Origin of the sequence: Marinobacter albus, assembly GCF_030238305.1 — a bacterium.
Taxonomy (GTDB): Bacteria; Pseudomonadota; Gammaproteobacteria; order Pseudomonadales; family Oleiphilaceae; genus Marinobacter; species Marinobacter albus.
On record NZ_JASSQD010000004.1, the window covers coordinates 23,712 to 48,254 of the forward strand.

20 protein-coding genes are annotated in these 24,543 nt (G+C 57.2%); 5 read left to right on the forward strand and 15 right to left on the reverse strand.

Annotated features, from left to right (window positions below; genetic code table 11):
• Positions 1 to 5 precede the first annotated feature (5 nt).
• From pilV to murJ, 8 genes are all read right to left on the reverse strand, one after another.
• Positions 6 to 548, reverse strand: a complete 543-nt coding sequence (gene pilV, locus QQF73_RS17885; protein WP_219868824.1) for a type IV pilus modification protein PilV — start codon at positions 546 to 548, stop codon at positions 6 to 8.
• A 14-nt stretch (positions 549 to 562) separates the two neighbouring features.
• Positions 563 to 1,159: a GspH/FimT family pseudopilin gene (locus tag QQF73_RS17890; protein WP_219868823.1), complete on the reverse strand. Its 597-nt coding sequence runs from the start codon at positions 1,157 to 1,159 to the stop codon at positions 563 to 565.
• Between the two features lie 193 nt (positions 1,160 to 1,352).
• Complete coding sequence (gene ispH / locus QQF73_RS17895; protein ID WP_219868822.1) at positions 1,353 to 2,306, reverse strand: 4-hydroxy-3-methylbut-2-enyl diphosphate reductase; 954 nt, start codon at positions 2,304 to 2,306, stop codon at positions 1,353 to 1,355.
• Between the two features lie 38 nt (positions 2,307 to 2,344).
• On the reverse strand, positions 2,345 to 2,797 hold the full coding sequence (gene fkpB, locus QQF73_RS17900; protein ID WP_219868821.1) for an FKBP-type peptidyl-prolyl cis-trans isomerase: 453 nt from the start codon (positions 2,795 to 2,797) through the stop codon (positions 2,345 to 2,347).
• Positions 2,798 to 2,802: 5 nt separating this feature from the next.
• Entirely contained in the window at positions 2,803 to 3,327 is a 525-nt protein-coding gene (gene lspA / locus QQF73_RS17905) for a signal peptidase II (RefSeq protein ID WP_219868820.1), read from the reverse strand.
• Positions 3,327 to 6,146, reverse strand: a complete 2,820-nt coding sequence (gene ileS, locus QQF73_RS17910; protein WP_219868819.1) for an isoleucine--tRNA ligase — start codon at positions 6,144 to 6,146, stop codon at positions 3,327 to 3,329. The genes lspA and ileS overlap by 1 nt, the downstream gene beginning before the upstream one ends.
• Before the next feature lie 71 nt (positions 6,147 to 6,217).
• On the reverse strand, positions 6,218 to 7,189 hold the full coding sequence (ribF, locus tag QQF73_RS17915) for a bifunctional riboflavin kinase/FAD synthetase (RefSeq protein ID WP_285369045.1): 972 nt from the start codon (positions 7,187 to 7,189) through the stop codon (positions 6,218 to 6,220).
• 113 nt (positions 7,190 to 7,302) lie between these two features.
• Complete coding sequence (gene murJ / locus QQF73_RS17920) at positions 7,303 to 8,883, reverse strand: murein biosynthesis integral membrane protein MurJ (RefSeq protein WP_219868817.1); 1,581 nt, start codon at positions 8,881 to 8,883, stop codon at positions 7,303 to 7,305.
• A gap of 258 nt (positions 8,884 to 9,141) precedes the next feature.
• On the opposite strand from murJ, the gene rpsT reads away from it, so the two are divergent.
• Positions 9,142 to 9,411 carry a 30S ribosomal protein S20 gene (gene rpsT / locus QQF73_RS17925; protein ID WP_219478104.1) on the forward strand — a complete coding sequence of 90 codons (270 nt, stop codon included), beginning with the start codon at positions 9,142 to 9,144 and terminating at the stop codon, positions 9,409 to 9,411.
• Positions 9,412 to 9,479: 68 nt separating this feature from the next.
• On the opposite strand, the gene QQF73_RS17930 is transcribed toward rpsT, so the two are convergent.
• The gene (locus QQF73_RS17930) at positions 9,480 to 14,657 is read right to left on the reverse strand and encodes a hypothetical protein (RefSeq protein ID WP_219868816.1); all 5,178 of its coding nucleotides are present in this window, start codon (positions 14,655 to 14,657) and stop codon (positions 9,480 to 9,482) included.
• A 210-nt stretch (positions 14,658 to 14,867) separates the two neighbouring features.
• Between QQF73_RS17930 and QQF73_RS17935 the strand changes: the two genes are divergently transcribed.
• The gene (locus QQF73_RS17935; protein ID WP_219868815.1) at positions 14,868 to 15,491 is read left to right on the forward strand and encodes a response regulator; all 624 of its coding nucleotides are present in this window, start codon (positions 14,868 to 14,870) and stop codon (positions 15,489 to 15,491) included.
• A gap of 124 nt (positions 15,492 to 15,615) precedes the next feature.
• Here the strand turns inward: QQF73_RS17935 and proB are convergent, their stop codons facing one another.
• The 4 genes from proB to rplU form a co-directional block, all read right to left on the reverse strand.
• Entirely contained in the window at positions 15,616 to 16,740 is a 1,125-nt protein-coding gene (gene proB, locus QQF73_RS17940; RefSeq protein WP_219868814.1) for a glutamate 5-kinase, read from the reverse strand.
• A gap of 21 nt (positions 16,741 to 16,761) precedes the next feature.
• A complete protein-coding gene (cgtA, locus tag QQF73_RS17945; RefSeq protein ID WP_285369046.1) occupies positions 16,762 to 17,958 on the reverse strand; it encodes an Obg family GTPase CgtA in 1,197 nt (398 codons plus the stop codon).
• A 143-nt stretch (positions 17,959 to 18,101) separates the two neighbouring features.
• A complete protein-coding gene (rpmA, locus tag QQF73_RS17950) occupies positions 18,102 to 18,362 on the reverse strand; it encodes a 50S ribosomal protein L27 (protein WP_219868812.1) in 261 nt (86 codons plus the stop codon).
• Positions 18,363 to 18,398: 36 nt separating this feature from the next.
• Positions 18,399 to 18,710 carry a 50S ribosomal protein L21 gene (gene rplU, locus QQF73_RS17955; RefSeq protein WP_219868811.1) on the reverse strand — a complete coding sequence of 104 codons (312 nt, stop codon included), beginning with the start codon at positions 18,708 to 18,710 and terminating at the stop codon, positions 18,399 to 18,401.
• A gap of 240 nt (positions 18,711 to 18,950) precedes the next feature.
• Here rplU and ispB point away from each other — a divergent pair, with 240 nt between their 5' ends.
• Positions 18,951 to 19,919 carry an octaprenyl diphosphate synthase gene (gene ispB, locus QQF73_RS17960; RefSeq protein ID WP_219868810.1) on the forward strand — a complete coding sequence of 323 codons (969 nt, stop codon included), beginning with the start codon at positions 18,951 to 18,953 and terminating at the stop codon, positions 19,917 to 19,919.
• Here the strand turns inward: ispB and QQF73_RS17965 are convergent.
• Positions 19,912 to 20,898, reverse strand: a complete 987-nt coding sequence (locus tag QQF73_RS17965; RefSeq protein ID WP_219868809.1) for a glutathione S-transferase family protein — start codon at positions 20,896 to 20,898, stop codon at positions 19,912 to 19,914. The genes ispB and QQF73_RS17965 overlap by 8 nt on opposite strands.
• Positions 20,899 to 21,054: 156 nt before the next feature.
• Here QQF73_RS17965 and QQF73_RS17970 point away from each other — a divergent pair, with 156 nt between their 5' ends.
• Positions 21,055 to 21,966, forward strand: a complete 912-nt coding sequence (locus QQF73_RS17970) for a LysR substrate-binding domain-containing protein (RefSeq protein ID WP_219868808.1) — start codon at positions 21,055 to 21,057, stop codon at positions 21,964 to 21,966.
• 117 nt (positions 21,967 to 22,083) lie between these two features.
• Positions 22,084 to 23,613, forward strand: coding sequence for a WS/DGAT/MGAT family O-acyltransferase (locus QQF73_RS17975; protein WP_219868807.1), 1,530 nt, complete (start codon positions 22,084 to 22,086; stop codon positions 23,611 to 23,613).
• A gap of 36 nt (positions 23,614 to 23,649) precedes the next feature.
• Here QQF73_RS17975 and QQF73_RS17980 read toward each other — a convergent pair whose 3' ends face one another.
• Entirely contained in the window at positions 23,650 to 24,327 is a 678-nt protein-coding gene (locus tag QQF73_RS17980) for a DUF2057 family protein (protein ID WP_219868806.1), read from the reverse strand.
• Between the last annotated feature and the right edge of the window lie 216 nt (positions 24,328 to 24,543).

A 24,543-nucleotide genomic window follows, 5' to 3' on the forward strand; every position in this document is an offset into this window, starting at 1 on the left:
GTACCTCATAATGAAAATCGCACGGAGTAAGAGCTGTCGCCAGCAATGGTCTCGCCCGCGTCTCCCTGACGAGCAACTTCATCCCACGTCACCGTGATGGTATATCGGGAGGTGGCAGCATCATGCTGTATCGTGCCAACCCCGCCTGGCAAAAGGGCCATATCGCTGCCAACACCCTCAATTTGGCGGGTCCACTCCACCAAATCCAACTGGGCCTGACCGGCAGGAGTGCACCCACCCGCATCACTGGCGCAGGCGGGAAGCGCGGTTGATGCTCCATCTGTAGTGAAGCCTGCGTAATCTGCTGCCCTGGGCTTGTTGGCACGCATACGGTCAGCCATGTCGTAGGCAAGTATGCTGGCCTGCGTTCTGAGGTAAGCGCCCTGGTTGTTACGCATACCCTCCAGAATGAGTCCGGCCAGCCCCAGGAGACCAATCGCCAGGATAAACACGGTTATGAGGATTTCAATCAGCGTGAAACCGCTCTGGCATCGGGCAGCAGGCCCGACATGAAAAACCGGATGTTTGTGACTTCTGTCTTTACTCATGCCTTAGCTCACCATCAGGGACAGGTAATATCGTTGCCTTCATGGTCGTTCAAAGTACCATTGCCGTCGGTATCCCTTGCCAAATGGGTCTGGCCAGAGAAATTAATAGAAACAGCGCGGGCATTTGCAGCCCCACGCTCATCGCAAATAACGAAGGTGCCAGCCACATTATTGGTAGCCGAGGCTTCGGGGAAACCCTTGTGGTCAAACTGCACGTAGTTGCCGCCATCACTGGTCATATCGAGGATGCGGAGCGTGTTTCCACCAGCAAGGGGACCGATTGCCTTGAGCAAAGTGTCAGCTGCGTCTAGTGATGCACTCTCATCCTCATCAAGGAATACAATCACTCCGCTGTCCCACGCTGCGCTACCACTGCAGGAGGCACTGTCAGCGGAGGCACAAATAGTGACGGCACCCTCTCGCAGCTTTGACGCCTCGCTCCGCGCATAGCTGATGAAACTGCTGACTTCATTGGTTTGCGCAGCAAGACGGTTATTCAGCACCATCTCCCGAAAGGAAGGCACCGCAAACGTTGCGATAATCCCGAGGATGGTAATGGTGATAAGAAGTTCAACGAGAGTAAAACCTGAACTACGCCGGATTCCAGACATAAAACATCCCTACTACTGACTGACCAGAGGTTATTGGCGATGCACTCTATACGCCAGCGCAAGTCGATTAGCGGCACCGATAAAAGGATAAACGGTTACCCCACACCAATGATGGTGACTTCTATCACAAAAACCGGGGCTATCTTTCAGGAGGGCTTTTGGCTAGGACATCCAACAAACAATCGGCCAGACATCAACTGACATTCACCACATCAATCCGAAGTTCTTTCGGCATGGAAAACACAATGTTCTCCTCGCGCCCGGCAATCTCCTCCGGAACGCTGCCGCCGAGTTGCTGCAAGCGTGAGATCACATCATTCACCAACACCTCTGGTGCGGACGCCCCGGCCGTGACACCGATGGACGTTTTGCCGTCCAGCCACTGGGGCTCAATCTGCGCTGCTTCATCGATCAGGTAGGCAGGCGTTCCCATCCGCTCTGCCAGCTCACGCAGCCGGTTGGAGTTGGAGCTGTTGGGTGAGCCTACCACCAGCATAAGGTCGCAGTCGCCGGCAAGTTGTTTCACAGCATCCTGACGGTTCTGGGTGGCATAGCAGATGTCGTCTTTACGCGGCCCTTCGATCTGCGGAAATTTTTCTCGCAGGGAGTCTATGACCCGGGCGGTATCATCCATAGAGAGGGTCGTCTGGGTTACGTAGGACAGGCGCGAGGCATCCTTGACTTCCAGTTTGGCGACGTCCGCCTCGTCTTCCACCAGATAGATGTCACCACCATTGCTGTGATCATACTGCCCCATGGTGCCCTCCACTTCGGGATGGCCATGATGGCCGATCAGGATGCACTCCCGGCCATCCCGACTGTAGCGCATGACCTCCAGGTGTACTTTGGTCACCAGAGGGCAAGTCGCATCGAATACTTTCAGGCCACGACGCGATGCCTCGTTCTGCACCGCCTGGGATACGCCGTGCGCGCTGAAGATCACCAGCTTGTCATCGGGCACCTCGTCCAGCTCATCCACGAAGATAGCACCGCGATTACGCAGGTTGTCGACCACGAATTTGTTGTGAACCACCTCGTGCCGCACGTAGATCGGCGCGCCAAACACATCCAGGGCACGATTGACGATTTCGATGGCTCGGTCCACGCCGGCACAGAAGCCACGAGGATTGGCGAGTCGGATCTGCATGGTAACTTCCTGCTGGTGTTGATGGGTCCGTGCTTGCGTCAGTGCGTCGGCTTTGCCGGCTCGACGTCAATAATCTCCACTTCAAAGGTCAGTGTACGCCCCGCCAGCGGGTGATTGAAGTCCACTTCCACCTCATCACCTTCGACACGGCTGACAACACCCGGAAGCTCGCTCTGGCGGGCATCGGCAAAGGAGATCATCACTCCGGGCTCGAGCACCATATCGGCACTGAACTCGTGGCGCTTGAAGGTCTGGAGATTATTCGGGTTATGCTGGCCAAACGCCTTCTCAGGTGGCACCTCGTAGCTTTCACGGTCTCCCGCCTTCATGCCCATCAGGTAGGCTTCGAAGTTCTCCGGCAGGTTGTCGTCGCCAATCTCCAGCGTGGCCGGCTCCTTTTCGAACGTGGAATCGATCACTTCGCCATCGGGAAATTTCAGGGCGAAGTGCAGCTTGACACGGGTACCCTTATCTACAGGCAATTCTTTCATGAGCGTTAGTCACTCCTTTCGGCATCCCCGTCAGAGTCAGCGGGTTTGCGGAACATATCAAGGATCATCATGGCGGCGCCGATGGTTATGGCCGTGTCCGCCAGGTTAAAGGCTGGGAAATGCCAGTCCTGCCAGTAAAAATGCAGGAAATCGACAACGTAGCCATGAACAACACGGTCGTAGACGTTGCCGAGGGCGCCACCGAGAATCAGTACGATGGCGATGGCCGCCCAGGTTTCATGACGCTGAAGTTTTCTCAGCCAGATAATCAACACGGTGCTGACCACCAGAGCCAGCGCCACAAAGAACCAGCGCTGCCAGCCATCGGCCTGAGCCAAAAAGCTGAAGGCCGCACCCGTATTGTGCAGCAGCGTCAGATTGAACATGGGGATCACCGGCACCGGGTCGCCGTAGGTCAGCATGGCCGTAGCCAGGGCCTTGGTACCGAGGTCCAGTACGATCACCAGCACCGCCAGCCACAGCCACTTCAACTTGGACCCACTTGCCGGTTCAGTCATTGTCGCGTCCATCAGGCAAACGAGCGGGCTTCACCAGGCCCTTCCACGTTGGTCACACAACGGGCGCACAGGTCCGCGTATTTTTCATTACGACCGACGTCTTCGCGGTGGTGCCAGCAACGCTCACACTTGGCGTAGGTTGCCGGCGTTACCGCAACACGCAATCCCTCGTGGCCAGTCAGTTCAGCATCACCCGCTTCGGATACCGGCTTAACCCTTGCCTCCGATGTGATCAGTACAAAACGGAGCTCCTGGCCCAGGTGCTTGAGGTTCGCGGCCAGGTCACCCTCACAGAAGAGCGTGACTTCAGCGCTCAGCGACCCTTTGATCTCGCCTCGGGCGCGGGCTTCTTCCAGACACTTGTTGACCGCTTCCTTGACGCTGTAGATCTCGCGCCAGTAGTCCCGGCCCAGTTCGGCCGTTTCCGGCAGCTCGGCAAGACCGTCGTACCAGGTCTCATAGAACACGGTATCACCACGCTGGCCCGGCAGATGCTGCCAGATTTCATCGGCGGTAAAGCTGAGAATCGGGGCTATCCAGCGCACCAGGGCCTCAGCAACGTGATACAGCGCGGTCTGGCACGAACGCCGCGGAAGGCTGTCGGCAGGGGTGGTGTACTGGCGATCCTTGATGATATCCAGATAGAAACCGCCCAGGGTCGCCTCGCAGAAGTTGTACACCTTCTGATAGATGCGCAGGAAGGCGTAGTTCTGGTAATCCTCATGCAGCTCATTCTGGAGCTGCAACGCACGGTCCACCATCCAGCGGTCCAGGGCAATCATGTCCTCCGGCGCCACCATGTGCTGCTCGGGCTCAAACCCGTTGAGGTTGCTCAACAGGAAGCGGGAGGTATTGCGGATCCGGCGGTAGCCATCGGCGGTCTGACGCAGAATGTCCTTTGATACAGTCATCTCACCACTGTAATCGGTCGCCGCCACCCAAAGCCGCAGGATGTCAGCGCCCAGCTCGTTCATGACCTCCTGAGGTGCAATCACATTGCCGAGGGACTTGGACATCTTGTGCCCTTTGCCATCCACCGTGAAACCATGGGTCAGGACCTGCTTGTATGGCGCCACACCGTTCATGGCAATGGAAGTCTTCAAAGACGACTGGAACCAGCCACGGTGCTGATCCGACCCTTCCAGGTACATGTCCGCCGGGAACTGACCCAGCTCTTCACGGGCCCGCAGCACGGATTCATGGGTTACGCCGGAATCAAACCAGACATCCAGCGTATCGGTGACTTTTTCGTACTGATCGGCGTCGGTGCCCAGAAACGTTGCCGGCTCAATGTCGTACCAGGCATCGATACCGCCCACCTCGATCTCCTGGGCAACTTTTTCGATCAGTTCCTGGGTATCCGGGTGCAGCTCCTGGGTTTCCTTGTGGATGAACAGCGTGATCGGCACGCCCCAGGTCCGCTGGCGTGAGATACACCAATCCGGAGACTGCTGAAACATGGCCTCAATGCGATTCTGGCCCCAGGCCGGCACCCAGCGGACACCCTTGATGGCTTCGAGCGCGTCTGCCCGCAGATGTTGCTTGTCCATGCTGATGAACCATTGCGGGGTAGCCCGGTAGATCAGCGGGGTCTTGGTCCGCCAGCAATGGGGATAGCTGTGCCGGAACTTCTCGGAACGCACCAGCTTGCCCTCACGCGTCAGGGCGGAGCAGACCGGTTCATCGGCCTTGTACACATGCACGCCCGCCAACTCGCCCGCAGCGCTGGTGTAGGTGCCGTCAGCCTGAACCAGATTGAGAGTGTCGATGTTATAGGCTTTACCAACCTCAAAATCTTCGATGCCGTGATCGGGCGCAGTATGGACCGCCCCGGTACCGGCGTCGGTGGACACATGATCACCCAGGATAACCGGCACCTGCTTGTCGTAGAACGGATGCATCAGGGCCAGGTGTTCGAGGTCCGCACCGGCGCAGGTGGCCAGCACCTCATATCCTTCAACTTCCCAGCGACTCATAATGCCGTCGACCATGTCCGCCGACAGGATCAGTCGCTCCGGCCCCTGCCCGACGTCGGCCTGCACCAGAGCGTACTGAAACTCGGCGTTCAGGGAGACCGCCTGGTTGGCCGGGATGGTCCAGGGTGTGGTGGTCCAGATAACAACGGAAACGTCCCCCTCACCCTTGCTGGTTCCAAACAGGGCCAACGCCTTCGCCTGATCGACAGCGGTAAACCGCACATCAATCTGGGTCGAGGTTTTGTCCTGGTACTCCACCTCGGCTTCCGCCAGTGCGGACTGACCAACCACACTCCAGTAAACCGGCTTATACCCGCGAACCAGGTGGCCCTTGGCAACAATTTTCCCGAGCGCACGAACAATGCCCGCTTCCACTTTAGGATCCATGGTCAGGTAGGGCTTATCCCACTCACCCATGACCCCCAGGCGAATGAAGTCCTCTTTCTGACCCGCAATCTGTTTGGTTGCATAGTCGCGACAGGCCTGGCGGAAGGTCTTGTAATCGACTTTCACGCCCGCCTTGCCGATTTCCTGCTCCACTTTGTGCTCAATGGGCAGACCGTGACAGTCCCAGCCCGGCACATAGGGCGCATCGTAGCCCATGAAGTTGCGCGACTTAACGATCATGTCCTTCAGAATCTTGTTGACCGCATGACCAATGTGAATGCTGCCGTTGGCATAGGGAGGGCCATCATGGAGAACGAATTTTTCCCGCCCTTCGCGCTGCTTGCGCAGGTTGCCGTATACGTCGAGATCCTGCCAGCGCTTGAGCATGTCCGGCTCACGCTTGGCCAGATTGCCGCGCATCGGGAAGGCGGTTTCCGGCAGATTCAGGGTGTGCTTGTAGTCGCTCATGGTCTGTGTGCGTGCTCTTTTGGTCAGTTTGGGTCAGTAATCAGTTATTTGTGGGCCGCAGCCCCGGGTTTTCAATGTGCTGCCCGAGAGGATCCATTATCCGCGATCCAGGCCCGGGCATCGCTGAAGTCACGGGCAATCTGCTCCTTCAGGGCATCCACGGAGCTAAATTTGATCTCGTCACGGAGCCCGTGACGGAACACGACGTCTATGTGGCGGCCATAAAGTGTGCCAGTAAAGTCAAACAGGTGCACTTCAAGGGCCGGCTGTTTGCCATCTACCGTCGGCCGCAGACCAATATTGGCAACACCGTCATACACCGAACCGTCATCAAGGGTGGTGCTCACCACATACACTCCCTGCAGCGGCGCCATGCGCTTTAACAGGATGTTCGCCGTTGGCGCGCCGATCTCACGCCCAAGCTGACGCCCATACACGACGCGGCCCCGAATCCGGTAGGAATGGCCAAGAAGCGCTTCGGCATCGTCCAGCCGATCTGCCTGCAGCCGTTCACGAATCCGGGTACTGCTCACGCGCTCGCCGTCGATCGTCACCGTCCGGGTATTTTCCACCGTAAATCCAAGCGATTCACCCACCTCACGCAACAGCATGAAATCACCGGTTCGATCACATCCGAAGCGAAAATCGTCGCCCACCACGAGGTGTCGCACACCGAGACCATTCACCAGCACCGTATCGATGAATTCCCGGCTCGTCAGACGGCGGAAACGGCCGTTGAAATGCAGGCAGAGCACGTAATCAATGCCGGCTGCGGTCAGTGCCTCGAACTTCTGCCTGAAGGACATGAGCCTCGGAGGCGCCTCGGCACCCTGAAAAAACTCTCGGGGCTGGGGCTCGAACACCATGACCACAGAGGGCAGGCCCATACCGGCCGCTTTTTCTTTAACCTGTTCCAGAATTGTCCTGTGCCCGATATGTACGCCATCGAAATTGCCGATGGTCGCGACACACCCATTGGCAAGGGGTGGAGCCTCGCGACGGGACAGCGTTGTCAGGTTAGTCAGGCCTCGGATCAGACGCATGCAATGCGAACCTTCAGTTGCCAGCTGGCTTTCAGCGCCCCGCCTCGCCCGGTGAAACGTTCAAGGAAGTGTCGAGCCAGGGGAACGCTGGTGAGAAAACGCGCGATTATACCTTACCTCTGGCGGAAATGTCTTACCCTCACGCCAGTCACCGCCAGCGCCAGGAAATAGACTGCCACTCCCGCGCCCACCAGCAGCGCCATGTCGGTCGCCCGCTGGACGCCGCCCGCCGCAAGCCAATCGCTTACCGGTGCCTTGAGCCAGAGAATGACGAGCGCCAGGGCGAGATTGGCAACGCCAATCTGAATCAGGAAACGCGGCCAGCCCGACTGACTTTGCCACGCACCCTCCTTGCGCAGCCCTCGCCAGAGCAGGAACCCGTTCAACCAGGCCGAAAGCGAGGTGGCCAGCGCCAATCCGGCATGGGCGAGCGGAAAAATCAGAATCAGGTTCAACACCATGTTGGCGACCATGGCGATAACGCCAATTTTCACCGGCGTGCGGGTATCCTGGCGGGCGAAAAATCCCGGCGCCAACACCTTGATCAGCATGAATGCCAGAAGCCCCGCCGAATACGCACGCAGGCTCTGGGCCGACATCACCACATCCCGATCCGTCACCTCCCCGTAATGGAACAGCGTGGCGATAAGCGGCTCGGCCAGCAGAGCGAGAGCAAGGGCTGCGGGCAGGCCAATCAGCAGAACCGCACGAACCGCCCAATCAAGAGTGGCAGCGAACTGGTCGACGGAGTCCGCTGCATGCTTGCGGGAAAGGCTGGGCAGAATCACCGTGGCGATTGCGATCCCGAAGACGCCCAAAGGCAATTCCGACAGCCGGTCGGAATAGTAGAGCCAGGATACGCTGCCCGTTTGCAGGAACGACGCCAGCACCGTATCCAGCAGCAGGTTAATCTGACTGACCGAGACACCGAACAAGGCGGGTGCCATCAGCTTCAGAATGCGGCTGACACCCTCATGCCGGTAGTCGACTCGTGGCCGCGGCATCAGTCCCAGACGCATCAGGAAAGGCATCTGGAAGAACAGCTGCAACGCACCAGCAATGAATACGCCCCAGGCCAACGCCATCACCGGCTCGTCCATCAGCGGCGTCAGATAGATGGCTGCACCGATCATGGCCAGATTGAGCAGAACTGGCGTGAAGGCCGGTACCGCAAACCGGTCATAACTGTTAAGAATGCCGCCAGCGAACGCCGTTAGCGAGATCAGCAATAAATAAGGAAAGGTGATGCGCAGCATGTCACTGGTGAGCGCAAACTTCACGTTATCGTCCAGAAAGCCCGGCGCGAAGATGGCAGTCAGCACCGGCGACCCCAGCATGGCAACCAAAGTGACGGCCAGCAGGATCAGCCCCAAGGAGCCGGCTACGGCGTCCACCAGGCGCTTAACCTCAGAGACTGACTGCCCTTCCCTGTAGGACGATAGCACCGGGACAAAAGCCTGGGAGAAAGCCCCTTCCGCAAACAGCCGACGAAGGAAGTTCGGGATCTTAAAGGCAACAAAAAACGCATCCGCCCCGGCACCGGCACCGAAATAACGGGCAATCACCATATCCCGGACCAGACCCAACACCCGGGACAGCATGGTCATAGCCCCGACCAGCCCGGAGGAGCGCAACAGACCCGGCGCTTTCGGCAAGGATTTTTTCGCGGTGGTGGTTTCGGGTTCCGACGACATGAAGGCTCTGGCCAGGGATTAAACAACAAGTTGGCGCGGTATCTCGGGAAATACTAGTCCAGCCCGGGCGCCCGCATCCAGTGAGCGGCGAGTTTATCACAGGCCTTTGGTGTCGGTGCATGAAATAGGTTTCGGTCTTGACATCTGCGGGTTTCAGCGGCATAGTTTCGCGTCATTTATTTCGACGCGCTGGTTTTGGCGCGCCCGCGATGTAACGAATCATTCAGCAACGAATTTTAGATTTTCAGGAGTTTTACGGTGGCAAATTCCCCGCAAGCCAAGAAGCGCGCACGTCAGAACGAGAAGAACCGCAAGCACAACGCAAGCCTGCGTTCTATGGCTCGTACTTACATGAAAAAGATTCAGTCCAAGATTGAAGCTGGCAACTACGAAGAAGCCCAGGCTGCCTTCCAGCAGGCTCAGCCGATTCTGGACAGCATGGTCAACAAAGGCATCTTCGCGAAAAACAAGGTTGCTCGTAGCAAGAGCCGCCTGAGCGCCCGGATCAAGTCTCTGAAGAGCGCGTAAGCGGATTTTCCTTCAGAAATAAAAAAACCGGCCAACTGGCCGGTTTTTTTATTTTAGCTCCAGGACGATTAACGCACTATCTCGATATCAATCCGAAAATCGATGCTGCACGAGTTGTTGTTAACCACATCGTTTGCATCAGCACCGGTCAAGGAAATGCCACTCGAACTGACCAAATCATCATAGCTGTAGCGCCTGCGAAGTGTTTTGTGAAGCTCGCTCGCAGTGACCGTTGAAGGAATGAAATTCGGCGCGACACCGCAATCATCCGAGATAAACTCATCTGCCTCAAGAAACGCCGCCTGAAGGCCAAATGATTCACCAGGTTTCAAACTATACACATGCAATGAGTTACTAAGCCACGAATCTTCCAACTGCAACCAGGTACTTTGGTTCCAAACACGCTTGTAGTAGCAGGCACGACGATCATCCTCATTAAGATCGGGTATTTGAACAGGCACTCGATCTCTGAATTCATAATCTACACCGTCAATCGTCGCGGGCTGGTAGAAAATGGCCCCCAGGTCATCGTCATTATTTTGAAAAGTCTCGGCATCCAGCGCATCAGACAGCAATTTCTTCTGCCCTGTTTGAGGATCTTCCGCCACGACCCACCACATCACCTCGCCAGCCTGCACATCGGCACTCCCCTCTGAGGCGTCCTTGCATTGGTTGTTAATAATGAGGTCGCGCACGATGACCCGGAAAGCGACATCAGGCACCAGGGGATCAGTACCAACGGCAATCTCCGCACCATCTCGCCGGCCATCACCATCGGTGTCTGCATTGGTCGGATCCGTCTGAGCAGCAATCTCATCACCATCGTTCAGATCATCCAGATCGGTATCTTCAAAAATGGGGGACGTGAAAACCGTGGTTGCCGTTGTTTCTCCGGGTAAACTGAGCCTGGACCCTGAAATCAGCTCCACCTGATCGGACAAATCATCGCCGTCCGTATCTGACTTCGTAGGATCCGTACCATAGCCACCGGTATTGGCCGATGTGATGTTCATGTTGGGATACAGCGCGGCAATGCTCAGGTACTTGGACAGATCCGCCACCTCGTCGTAATCACTGATGGTATCGCCATCGGTGTCTACACTGCGCGGATTGGTACGGAGGTCACGCTCTACAAAATCCGGCAAGCCGTCAAAATCAGTATCTGGCAACGACTTGCTAGAGGTGACCTCATCCCCGGCGCTACCATTGACAGATACCAGCCAGCCTAAATCCTCCTCGCCGTCAGTCAAACCATCCTGATCCGCGTCAAAGAAATCCGCCCTATCATCCACAGTCGGGTCAGAACCGCGAACAAGCTCACTGCCGTCTGCCACCGAATCGTCATCAGTATCCCGGCGAAGCGGATCTGTCAGAACTGTCTCTGCTTCGCGCAATACATCATCCCCTCCAGGAGTGCTATCGATAGCGGAATTGGTTCCCGGCAGGACAATCACATTGCCAGAGGGAACTGGATTGTTGATAAAGGCACGTTGGATATCGTCGCCGCTGGCCAGGGATTCCGCTTCACCGTTGCCACCATCGACGATGGCCAGCAAGGCATCGAAACCGCCAAGCTCAGTGAAATCCGAAATGCCATCCCGGTCGGTGTCCGGCTCGGCCGGGTCGGTCGCGGGCGGAACACTGAAGGCGGCTTCGTAGACATCATCGACAGCGGGATCCGTATTGAGCTGGCCATCCGGACCAGGTCCGACTACTGGAGTCCCGTAGGCCAGATTTTCGGCACCAACGGGCGTTAACTGCTCATCATCGCCCTCTGCCGTGGTGTCCGCAGTGTTGTTTGGACCCGCAATAATCCCGATAGCGTCTGCCTGACTGACCGGCTCGTCACTCTGAAAGGCACAAAGCGCTTGGGCACGACTATCTCCCGGCTCACAAAAACCCCGCAGATCCTGCTCCTCAACATCCCAAAGGCCATCGCCATCGGTATCGCCAAACCGCGGCGATGAAAAGGTCTGGCGCAAGGCCCCGCCGTCTACGGCGACCTTCCAGCCAACGAAGACTTCCGCGAAGTCGCTCAAACCATCCTGATCGCTGTCCACCGAATCCTTCACATCATCAGTACCCGCCGCTTCCCCCGAGAAAGCCGGACCAAAAAGCCTGTTGTCAAAGCGGTTACGTTCACTGTCGGTAGAGCCAAAAAGGAATTCATTGCGCGCAAACAGGCCGTCGCCATCCAGATCCTGCAAAAATGCCAGACTGAGGTTGTCGCCCGGCTCAACGGTAATCTGATCAAAATTGGCGGCATCCGGCAGCTGGCCGGAGGTTAGAATCACCCAGCCCCGGTTGAAATCGCCATTGCGCAAGGATTTGATTCGCACCAACTTCTGGGGGCCGCTGCAGGTGCCGCTCAGGCATTCACCGTCGACCCGGCAAATTGCCCCCGCGTTCTCGGAAAATGCCGAGCACGTGCGACTGGTTTCAAAACCACCAATAAAATCGACAATATCATCGTCTTTGGCAGGCGTATCCAGCACACCGTTCTCTCCAGGACCAATGACAATCGTTCCGAGGCTAACACCACTCGTGCCCACAGGAACCAGCTGGATATCGTCCCCCTGAGCAATACTGTCGGCTGTCTTGTTCAGGCCAGCGATAATGCCGCTAACACCGGTCGGATTAGCAATGTAGTCGTCACCGCCCGGCTTCGTTTCAAGCCAACCGTTGGGACCCGATCGAATGACCTGATTATCCTCATCCCGAACGTCGTCGCCTTCGGCCCCCGTATTCAAAACACCGTCATTACCAGCTGAAATGTAATCCAGATTGGTCTGATGACGCGGCAGGCCAATAGTTGATTCCACCAAGTAACTCAGGGGCAGACCCAGCGCCCGTCCTGATGGGCTGAATCCGCCCAAGTACTGGTCGTCCTGCAAGACGCCCGCCGTGGCCAGCAGGTAATTTTCAGCGGCGCTGGCGTCGCCATAATCCAGCACAACGCTGCCGGTGCGGTCCCGGGCTACCTGGCTGATAAACGTATAATTACGCCCCAGCTCATCCTCGACATCGTAGTTGGCGACGCGAAACACCAGGGAAGCAGGGTTGCGCATCAGACTCTCGACCAGATTCGGGAACACTTCTCGGCTACTGAACAAGAAGGGCCCACGCTCATTAGTGCTACCTCCCAGATTGATCGTCAGCGGAGACCCCGTCGCCAGCTCAGAACTCGGTACCAGTGTTGCCACTGGCAAAAACGTGTCACGACCACCTATCTGCTGCAACACGGTAATTTCCAGATTGCGCAGGGTAAAAGGAACATTGCCCTCGTTGGCGATACTCAGGGGAACATCAATACTGGCCCCGATCACTTCACGCGTCACGGTTTGAGTACTGCTCAGCTCCTTACCCTTCGTTTGCGATCGCTCATAAGCCTCTTGCGATTCCCTGGCCGATCCATTGTCTGTTTGCCAATTGGTGGTATTGGTGTCAAACACATAACCAGTAACCTCGATTCCACCGGAAACGCCTTTGTCCCCGCCAAAAAAACTGCCATTGCCAAGGCCTGTTCTAAAACCACCCCCACCTCCCCACTCATCCGTGCCACCATCGGTTCTAGTAAAGGAGGTATTTTCACTCTGGGTCAACGTTGTGCTGGTATTGGACTCTTCAGTAATCACCTCTCCGGTTTCATCCGTGTAACTAAACCGTTCGTCAAGCTGCAGCCGAACATCACCCACGCTGATTGTCAGCTTGGGCACGTCGGCAATCCGCGGATCACGATTCAGTTCGAACAGCTCCCGATAATCATCAAGCTGATCGCCATCGGTATCCGCCAAAACCGGGGACGTTTTGAGGTCAAAATGCTCGAAGCCATCCTGCAAGCCGTCCAGATCACTGTCCTGGGCGAACGGGTTGCTGTAGACCTTGTTCAGCTCGAGATTATCGTGAATGCCGTCCCCATCGGTGTCGGTAGCCCGGGGGTTCATGCCGAACTGCAGTTCCAGGAAGTCGTCGAGGCCATCGCCATCAGTGTCGGCGAGGTTGGGGTCGCTGGTTACCTGCCGGGTAATGATTTCACCGTTCGCCATCTCCACCACGACAATGGTGCCGGCCTGCTCCTCACTGTCATACAGGCCATCGCCATCGGAATCCACGAGCTCAGCCGCTCCAGCAGGAGTTCCGGCAAAGATGGCCGTGTTGGCGGTACCGAATGAGACCACGCCATCGTTAACCTTCAGCTGCTGACCATACATGTCGGTGGCGTTGGTTACGGCCACCTGATAGGTCAGCTCACTCTGGGATCGGGTGGTAAGCTCAATGACCCGACGGTCCGCGCTGGCAAAGCGTGCATCAATCACGCCCAGAACACCCGATTCGGGATTCACGTTGGCCTGAGTGATAGAAAAGGTTGCAGAGCTTGGCGTCTGCTCGCTCATCGGTTTGCTGAAGGTGACCTGCACATGGGTGTTATCCAACGATGCCGCGCTGACTACGGACGGAGTTTCCGCGATAGCCGTCTGGAGAGACATACCGAGGAATGTCTTGTCGGAGGGGAGCATATACAGGGGCAAGCCACTGATAAGACCAGTAACCCCGCTCAGCTCAAGGTCATAATAGGCGTCCTCCTGCGACTCAGTCGTCAAAACGACGGTGTCCGCCTGCCCACCCAATAATACCTGCTCGATTTTAAGGCCATTACCGCTTTTTGATGTCAGCCGGTAATTTTTGATATCACCCGCGTCATCCGAAACCGGCTCACTGAACTGCAAAAACACCACAGCATCGCTGAGGGAGACGACGCTCAGCAGCCTCGGCTCCTCACTGCCATCACCGATAAAGAGGATTGGTTCGTCGTCAACATTTGCCAGATCCAGCTGCAGAGTTCCGTTTGGAATAAGCTGGACATCCTCTTCCTCTGGAGCAAGCTGAAGCAAAACGGAGGTCCCGTCGAGCCCCGGGTATGCAGCCACCACCGCAACTCGATTGCCGTTCGACAGTGTGATGTTGTAACTGAGAGGATTCCCCGACACTTCCGGATCAACGGGGTCAGCGAACTCAATTTCCACGTAGTTGCGGCTCAAAGACACCACTTTCGAAATTGCCGACAGTTCGCCCGCATCCACATTAACCGAACCAGAACCTGTCACGTCGGCCGATTCGCCTGAACCCCCGCCGCAAGCATGCAGCAGCAGTGCCACTAACAGCACCACCGCAATTCTTGCCCCTCGATTGATGCGGCAACTAGTTTTTACGAGATGACACTCTCCAACACTGGATAGATCTTCCATTTGAGCAGACATACTTCCCTCACGTCATCCTGTTGCACGCCTGCAACCGCCCCCTCCACCAGCCAACTCTGAGGCACATCCCGGTCCGAACGCTCTGCGACTTTATGTTACATTCCTGTTACAATTAAAAGGTATACCGTAAAGAAAATGAGCAGTCATTAGGCAAAAGTATTAATTTCGCGCCATTTTCCAAGGAATCGGACACGGGCCATGCAGGTACTGGTTGTTGATGATCATCCGCTGTTTGTTGACGGTGTTCGGCAAGTTCTGAAGAAGCTGAACTCAAGTGCAGTGGTTAGCGGGGCCAATAGCGCGGAAGCGGCCATTGTTCTATTGGAGTCAGGGAAGGCATTTGATCTGGTATTCATTAACCTTATGATGCCCGATACTTGCGGCCTCTCAGTCATATATCGACTTCAGGAACAGGGCATCAGGTTTCCAACGGTGATCATGTCGGAAGAAGACAACCTCCGATCGATTCGATCTGCGCTTGATATGGGGGTACTTGGATTGATCCCGAAGTCATTCAGTGCCGAGCAAATATTGGCGGCACTCGCGTACATTCTTGAAGGAAATATTTACATCCCGCCCGCCACAAACAAGCAACTCAGTGCACTCAAGGCCCGACGTTTTGCTCAAACTGGCAATATCACCCGCCGTCAACAGCAGGTTCTCGAATTGATTGCGCAGGGATACACCAACCGACAGATCGCCACTACCTTGTATCTGACGGAGCACACCATCAAAGCTCATGTCAGTGCGCTTTTTATTGAATTGGGTGCCACCAATCGTACCGGGTGTGTGCGGATTGCGAAATCTCTTGACCTCATTTGAAGTGACAGCGCAGAGGGCTCGCAATAACAACTCCGCCTCTAACGTAACGGATGGCCAAACAAACGCCCTGAAATCTCTGAAGAAAATGGAAGCAGGGCTGGATCTCGAATACACCTAATCGTTTTCAGACGATCACCAGGTTATCACGGTGAATCATCTCTTCGCCGGAGACATAACCCAGCACCTCAACAATCCGGTTACTTGAGCGCCCGGCGATTGCCCTCGCCTCGTCCGCATCATAGTTCACCAGGCCTCGGGCAACTTCTTTACCCTGGGCATCCACACAGGAAACCATTTCGCCCCGGCGAAACTGGCCCGAGACAGCCTTCACACCAACAGGCAACAGACTGCGCCCACCAAGACAAACCACCTTTACCGCACCATCGTCGAGCGTCAGCTGGCCCCGCGTTTGCAGATGACTGGCCAACCACTGTTTGCGGGCCGCAATTCGCCCCTGTTCCGGGAGCAGCAAGGTGCCGATCACGTCGCCCTGACGCAGGCGGGTAACCACGCCTTCGATCCGGCCGCCGACAATCACCGTGAACGCACCGGACCGGGCCGCCAGTCGGGCCGCCCGAACCTTAGTCAGCATGCCACCCCGGCCCAGCACACCGGCACCGCCGCCAGCCATGGCATCCAGCTCCGGATCGCCAGCCTTGCGCTCGGTAACCAGGGAGGCGTCTGCGTGCTTGCGGGGGTCCTTATCAAACAGCCCGACCTGATCGGTCAGGATAATCAGACCATCGGCTTCAATGAGGTTGGCCACCAGGGCGCCCAGGGTATCGTTGTCACCAAACCGGATTTCATCGGTGACCACCGTATCGTTCTCATTCACGATGGGAATCACCCCAAAATCCAGCAGCGCCCGTAGCGTGCTGCGACCATTCAGGTAACGCTTACGGTCGGACAGGTCATCGTGAGTCAGCAGAATCTGCGCCGCGTGCAAACCGTGGCGCTTGAATTGCGCCTCCCAGGTCTGCACCAGCCCCATCTGCCCGACCGCCGCCGCAGCCTGCAGCTCATGGAGTTGCTGGGGGCGAGTCGTCCAACCCAGACGACTCATGCCTTCGGCGACCGAGCCGGACGACACGATCACCACCTCGACGCCACTTTCAATCAGCTCCGCAATCTGATCGACCCAGAGGCCCAATGACGCGACATCAAGCCCCTTGCCGTCATTGGTCAGCAGGGCGCTTCCGATTTTGATGACCAGACGACGAGCCTGGCGCAACTGGGTGCGTTCACTCATGATGCGTGCACTTCTCTCGACTTACTCGGGGGCGTAAACCACTTCGACATCGTAATCGTCGTCGTCGAAGTGGTCGTCATCATCGTCGTCCTGCCGGGCAGCCCTGCGGGCCTGGCGCTCCGACTCGATCCGGGCCCGGGCCTCTTCGTCCATCTGACGCCTGCGAGCAGCTTCGCGCTCCGCAAATTCCGGATTCTGAGCTTCTTCCTCGGCCTGCTCTTCAATCCAGCGCATGACCGCCTGAACAAGCGGCTTGGTGCCCTCGCCGCTGAGCGCGGAGATGCGGAACACCGGCCCCTTCCAGCCCAACTCATCAACGATGGCCTGACAATGGGCGTCGCGGTCCTCCTCGGAAACCATATCGACCTTGTTGAGCACAAGCCACCGTTCCCGATTGGCCAGAGTCTCGCTGAACTTCTCAAGCTCATGCTCGATCGCCCGCACGGACTCGACCGGCGAGGAGCCATCGTAAGGCGCCACATCCACCAGGTGCAGCAACAGCCGCGTCCGCACCAGATGCTTCAGGAACCGGATACCCAGGCCGGCGCCTTCGGCGGCACCCTCAATCAACCCCGGAATATCGGCAATCACGAAACTTTGATGGGCCTGAACGCTGACCACACCAAGATTGGGCACCAGGGTGGTAAACGGATAATCCGCCACCTTGGGCCGAGCCGCAGAAACCGACCGGATAAAGGTGGACTTACCCGCATTAGGCATACCCAGCAAACCAACATCGGCAAGGACTTTCAGCTCCAGGCGCAGGTTCCGCAGCTCGCCTTCGGAACCCTTGGTGGTCTGGCGCGGCGCACGGTTAACCGAGGATTTGAACCGGGTGTTGCCCAGACCATGAAAACCCGCCTGAGCAACTTTCAGGCGCTCACCGGCATGAGTCAGATCACCCAAAACCTCATGGGTATCCATATCCACGACGGTGGTGCCCACCGGCACCGGCAACACCAGGTCCTCACCTTTCGTGCCCGTACAGTTCCGGCCGGAGCCGGGCTCGCCATTCTGGGCCTTGTGTTTGCGCTGGAACCGGTAATCGATCAGCGTGTTCAACGCCTCGTCCGCCTCCAGATACACGGAGCCGCCATCCCCGCCGTCACCGCCGTCGGGACCACCCTTGGGGACGTATTTCTCACGCCGGAAACTGAGGCACCCGTGCCCGCCTTTTCCGGCCTCAACGATGATGGTGGCTTCGTCTACGAATTTCATGGATAAACCCTTTGCGCTGCGCGCATAAACTAAAAAGCCCCGCAGCCTCAAGGAAGCTTTGCGGGGCTCCGGGCAACGTTGATAACTGACTATATCAGGATATCAATGCTGCCCAAGGTTCGACAGAACCGGATCGCCGCTGCTTACGCAGCCGGAACGATACTCACGAACTTACGGCTCTGCGGGCCTTTGACTTCGAACTTCACCTGACCTTCCGCTTTCGCGAACAGGGTGTGGTCTTTGCCAATGCCTACGTTGCTACCAGCGTGGAACCGCGTTCCGCGCTGACGAACAATAATGCTGCCTGCAGGTACAGTTTCGCCGCCGTAGCGCTTCACACCAAGTCGTTTCGACTCGGAATCGCGACCGTTACGGGTACTACCTGCTGCTTTTTTGTGAGCCATTACAAGCCTCCTGATTTAAGGGGTGGTTCGAGAGCCTTAGCCCTTGATACCCGTGATCTTGACTTCAGTGAACCACTGACGGTGGCCCTGACGCTTCATGTGGTGCTTACGACGACGGAACTTGATGATGTTGATTTTGTCGTGACGGCCGTGGCTAACCACTTCCGCAGTAACCTTGGCACCATCAACAACCGGCGCGCCTACCTGAACCTTGTCGCCATCGGCAACCAACAGAACGCGATCGAACTCCACGTTACCACCGGTTTCAACTTCCAGCTTTTCCAGCTTCAGAGTTTCGCCTTCTTTTACACGGTGCTGCTTACCACCGCTAACAATAACTGCGTACATTAACCTTCTCCGCGATTGACCCATCCCTGCTCTTATCCACCTGGTTCTAAGGGAAGCACTCTGGCGACCCTATAGCAGGGAGCGCAGGTTGGGATGAGTTGGGCGCGTGATTGTACGAAAAGGCGCTTCGCAATACAAGCCAAGTTGACACTGTAAGCGGCAATACCTAGCATTGCCGCGACCTGCCCTTTTTATCAAAAACCGTTTCCTCGAAACAGCAGCAAGGGATCTACAAGCCGCATGACAGCCCAGCGCATATACGACACCGTGGCCGAGGACTTCAGCCGCGTTAATGACCTGATCATTCAGCGGCTCGCCTCCGACGTCCCCCTGGTCGAAAAAATCGCCCAATACATTATCGAAAGTGGCGGTAAGCGCTTGAGACCACTGCTGGTTCTGCTTTCCAGCCAGGCTATGGGCTACACCCGCGACAACCATCTGAAACTGGCCGCGGTGATCGAATTCCTGCACACCGCCACTCTGCTCCATGACGATGTAGTGGACACCTCGGACATGCGGCGAGGCCGAAGCACTGCTAATGCGCGTTGGGGAAATGCCCCGAGTGTCCTGGTAGGGGATTTCCTCTACGCCCGCGCGTTCGAGATGATGGTGGAACTTGAAAGCCTTCCGATCATGAATGTTCTGTCCCATGCGACCGCCGTGATCGCCGAAGGCGAAGTCATGCAGCTGATGAACGTGAAAAATCCCGATCTCACAGAAGATCAGTACATGAAGGTTATTCACAACAAGACCGCCATGCTGTTTGAAGCCGCCTCGCACACAGGTGCCCTGCTGGCCGGCGCCGAAACCCGGCAGGAACACGCGCTGCGCGACTACGGCAAGCACCTGGGCCTGGCATTCCAACTGGTGGACGACGTTCTGGATTACCGGGGTGATGCCGAAACCATGGGGAAGAATGTGGGGGATGACCTGGCCGAGGGAAAGGCCACACTACCCCTGATTCACGCCATGGCCAACGGCGACGAACAGGAGCGACAACTCATCCGCCAGGCCATCCGCAAAGGCGGCCTTGATGACTTGTCCAGGATCCTGGCGGTTGTGGAAAGCTCCGGCGCGCTGGAGTACACCATGACCCGCGCCAGAGACGAGGCCACCAAGGCGGCAGACTGCCTGTCCAGCCTGCCCGATTCTCCGCACAGAACTGCGCTCGAACTCCTGACCGAGGTGGCTGTCGCGCGGGTTAGCTAAGGCCCTCCCGCCCATGGGGCGCGTCGAAATCCAGCGCCGGCCCCACGGGGACGATCTGGGTCGGATTGATGGTGCGCTGGCTTACGTAATAGTGGCGCTTGATCTGCGCGATATCCACGGTTTCGGCCACACCAGGAACCTGGTAAAGATCCCGCACGTAACCGGATAAGGCCGGGAAATCGGCAATGCGCTGACGGTTACACTTGAAGTGGCTGAAATACACCGCGTCAAAGCGGATCAAAGTAGTGAACAGACGCCAATCTGCCTCTGTTAACGCGCCACCAACCAGGTACCGGCGGGACGACAACCGCTCCTCCAGCCAGTCCAGCGACCGAAACAGTTCGGCATACGCCTCTTCGTACTTGTCCTGCGCAGTGGCAAATCCTGCCTTGTACACTCCATTGTTGACGGTGTGGTACACCCGCTCGTTCACCTCGCCAATCTCCGATTTCAGTGCCTCCGGGTAGAAATCGATATCCGCGCGCACGCCATCAAGGTTGTTGAAGGCAGAATTGAACATCCGGATAATCTCGGCGGATTCATTGCTGACAATGGTGTGCTTCTGCTTGTCCCACAACACCGGAACCGTCACGCGCCCGGAATAGGTCGGCGCGGCCTTGGTGTAAACCTGGTGCAGGAAGCGGAAACCATGCAGGTGATCCCTATGGACATCCGCCTCGGGCCGGAATTCCCACCCGTTTTCCACCATGTCCGGGTGAACCACAGAGACCGAAACATGAGCCTCCAGCCCCTTCAGCTTACGAAAAATCAGGGTCCGGTGGGCCCAGGGGCATGCCATGGAAACATAAAGGTGATAGCGGCCAGATTCAGCCTTGAAACCGCCGTCGCCAAACGGTCCGGGCGCGCCGTCAGCCGTCACCCAGTTCCGGAAGCGGGCGGCTTCCCGCTCGAATTTGCCACCGGTTTTATCTGTGTCATACCACTTGTCGTGCCACTTGCCATCAACCAGAAGACCCATCAGATAACTCCCGTCATAATCATCGGCGTTGCCTGAACACCGCTCTCGCAGTCCTTCCGCCCAGACACCGTCATTACATTTAACGGGAAGAATACCGGGGACCCTGCTACCCTCTCAAACAAGCATTTCTGGCCAACAACCTCAGATATTTCGAACATGCACACAGCCATTACCATAGACGCCCTCAAAGTCCTTGACGCCATTGATCGCAAAGGCAGTTTCGCCGGCGCGGCCAACGAGCTCTTCCGGGTCCCCTCGGCCATCAGCTACACCGTGCAAAAGCTGGAAGAGGATCTGAACGTCGCCATTTTTGATCGAAGTGGTCACAGGGCCAGCCTGACCCCGGCCGGTCGCTACCTGCTTGAGGAAGGCCGCACGTTGCTGGAAGCCGCTGAAAACCTCGCCCACACCACCAAACAGGTAGCCCAGGGCTGGGAAACCCGCCTGCGAATCGGCTTTAACTCCTTGCTCCCTGCCGCATGCCTGTTCCCTGCGGTCCGGGATTTTTACGAGCTGGGTGTTCCTGTCGATGTTCAGATCATCGAAGAGGTCTTCGCGGGGTCCTGGGATGCCCTGCAGGACCGCCGGATTGACCTGATCGTCGGTGCCGATCAGTTCAGCAAGCCCGCCGGCAACTTCACCACCAGACCTCTGGGCGAAATGCGCTTCGTGTTTGTTGTCGCTGCCGACCATCCACTGGCAAGAATAGAAACCCCGCTGACGGAGGACGACATTTCACAGTACCCTGCGGCCGTCGCTGCCGACACGTCCAGATCCTTGCCGCCGGGCCATGCCGGCATTTTTCGGCGGCAACGGACCCTGACCGTGGCCAACATCGACCAGAAGATTGCCGTTCAGGAGTCGGGGCTTGGCGTTGGATGGCTGCCCCAGTCCCGGATTCGCGACCACCTGGCCCGCGGCAGCCTTGTTGAAAAGCAGGTTCACGAACCGAGGCAATCCGTTCTGTTACACCTGGCACGCCACGCCGATGACCAGGGCAAGGCCCTGATGTGGTTCTGGGAACGGTTGGCGACGGATAACGCCGTCAGGAGCTCGCTGAGCACCTGAAACCCTTTTGACTGGAGTGACTGCCGGACGCCGGAAAATCCGGCATCCCAGTCAACCGAAAACACCGACCGGTCGTTTATACTTTGTGCGAACCAACATGCCGAAGGGAGTTCATTAATGCGGCAGCTGTCCGAACTGGATGCCTCGTTCCTGTATCTGGAATCCGAAACGACACCGATGCACATTGGCGGCATCTACGTTTTTGATGCCAGTGAGCAAACAACGCCCCTGGCATTCAGCACATTTGTCGCTTACCTCCGCAGCCGCCTTCACGTCGTGCCTGTTTTTCGCCAGCGGCTGAAAGAGATCCCCCTGCGGCTGGGCCGCCCCTACTGGATTGATGACCCGGATTTCAGCATTGAACGGCACCTTGCCTACGTCAATCTGGGCGAACACGGGCGACGGGCCAGCCTGATGACGCTGGCTTCAAAGATCCTGGAGGAGCCACTCAAGCGGGACAGACCGCTATGGCACATCACGTTTGTAGACGGCTTCAGGCTCGATGACGACGAATCGGATCGCCAGGGATTCGCCCTGATCGTCAAACTCCACCACGCCGCCATTGATGCCTTCAGCGGTGAGGACATCATCGGCAAACTGCTGGAATACACACCGGAGCCGAGGCCGATCACACCACCCAGGCCCTGGTATCCCCGCCCCGAACCATCGGAGGAGCGGGTCATCCTCCAGGCCGGCGCCAACATACTGAGAACGCCGCTCCAGTTCACCTCCCTAGCCTTCAACGCCGCGGAAGCCACCACAAGGGGCCTGATCCAGAAGCAGTTGCGCAAGCTGCCCATGCCCTTTCCGTTGTTCTCGGCTCCGCACAGCCCGTTCAACCGGCAGATCACCGCCAACCGGCAGATCGTTTCAACCAGTGTGGACCTGTCCCGACTCAAGGCCATCAAGGCAACCCTGGGAGACGTTACTCTCAACGATGTGGTTCTGGGCCTGTGTGCCGAGGCTTTGCGCCGTTACAGCACCGAGCATGGCGCTGACACCAGCAGGTCGCTGGTTGCCATGACCCCTATATCCGTGCGCTCCAACAGCCTTCGAAGGGCGACCGGCAACCAGATGTCCGCAATGCTGCTGGACCTATCGACCAGCGAGTCCGATCCAGCCCAGCGCATTCGCAAGATCCACCGGAACGCAGTCGCTTCGGAACCCTACCGGGAGGCCATTGCGGCCGACCGGCTGACGGAATTGCTGCCGTCAACGATGCTGGCTTTGTCGGCCCGACTGTATTCCGAACTGCAAATTGCCCAGCGCTACCAGCCCGCATTCAATCTTCCGATCACCAATGTCCCCGGTCCGCAGGTGCCACTCTATCTGCAAGGCGCCAGGCTCATCCAGCAGTACAACACCGCGCCGCTGTTCGACAGCATGGGGCTGGTCATTGTCGCAGTGAGTTACCAGGGAAGGCTGACAATCAATTTTACGCTCTGTCCGGATGTTGTGGCGGAGGGTGGTTCACTGGAGGGATACGTTACTGAGAGCCTCGACGCCATCGAAGATGCTGCACAGAACCCCGGTTTCGATGGAGACCTGGAGAACGATGCAGAGTCACCTCACCAGACGTTGACCGATGACGTTCTGACCGCATTGGAGGGCGTGCTCAAGAAAACCCTTCACCGCTTTCGGACGTAGGGTGTGGGCCTGCCCGGAGAGGCAGACCCGAACCGCTTATTCGAAGGCCCAGCGCAAAAACGCCTTCTTCTCTTCTTCGGTGGCCGTTGCCCAGACCGATTTCAGAGTCTCAAGTGCAGTGGTTTCGGCCGAACCAACCTGTCCGCCTTCGGGTATCGGGGTGCGGTCGGACGCGACGGCGGGGGTCCATACGCTCGATTCCGCAACGACTTCCTGGCCGTCCACGGTCACCACCGTTGCCACGAAGTCCTCGGCCATCTGCTCGGCTTCCGACCGGGATTCAGGCTGATCGAACTGGAAACGGTAAACCTCGTCCTGCTCCGCGTTGAAGCGAACGACCCGGGGCTCGCTCGTGTACACATGAACCTTGGACTCGCCATTTTCAACCACACCGGATTTAGCCCAGATGGTCTTGTAAGTAAAGATGACCTCGTTCTCTCCCGGCAGTAGCGCGTAATCAAGGGGGAGATCATCCATCAGAAAGTTGCTCATATTGCGGCCGTTAATGCGGGACACCTGAATCGCTCCCGGCGCCTTGAGCGTTGCAGCATTGGCTGCCGCCGCCGGCTCGCCGTCCCATGTCTCTACCCTGGAAAGCGTTGAAGAACAGCCAGCCATTGCCAACAGAAGACCGAAAGCCACGATAAACCGGGCACTCTGTCCCGCTTTAGATCTACCCGGTTTCAGGGCCGTCAATAGGTGAAAGATACTCATGAAATCTCCTTGATATAAGAGGGAAAGGCCTAGAGGTTAGCATCCGTTTGATTGCATTCTGACGAGTGCTTCTGAAGAGGGCAAGCCGGCCATTTCAATCTGTTGCAGTGACGCCGTGCCGTATAGGCAGATCCTGTTTGAGACCCACCCCGTAAAAATGTAAAAAAATGTTGAATTCGTCCTCAATTGGATTAATTTTAAACAGATCGGCAGTAC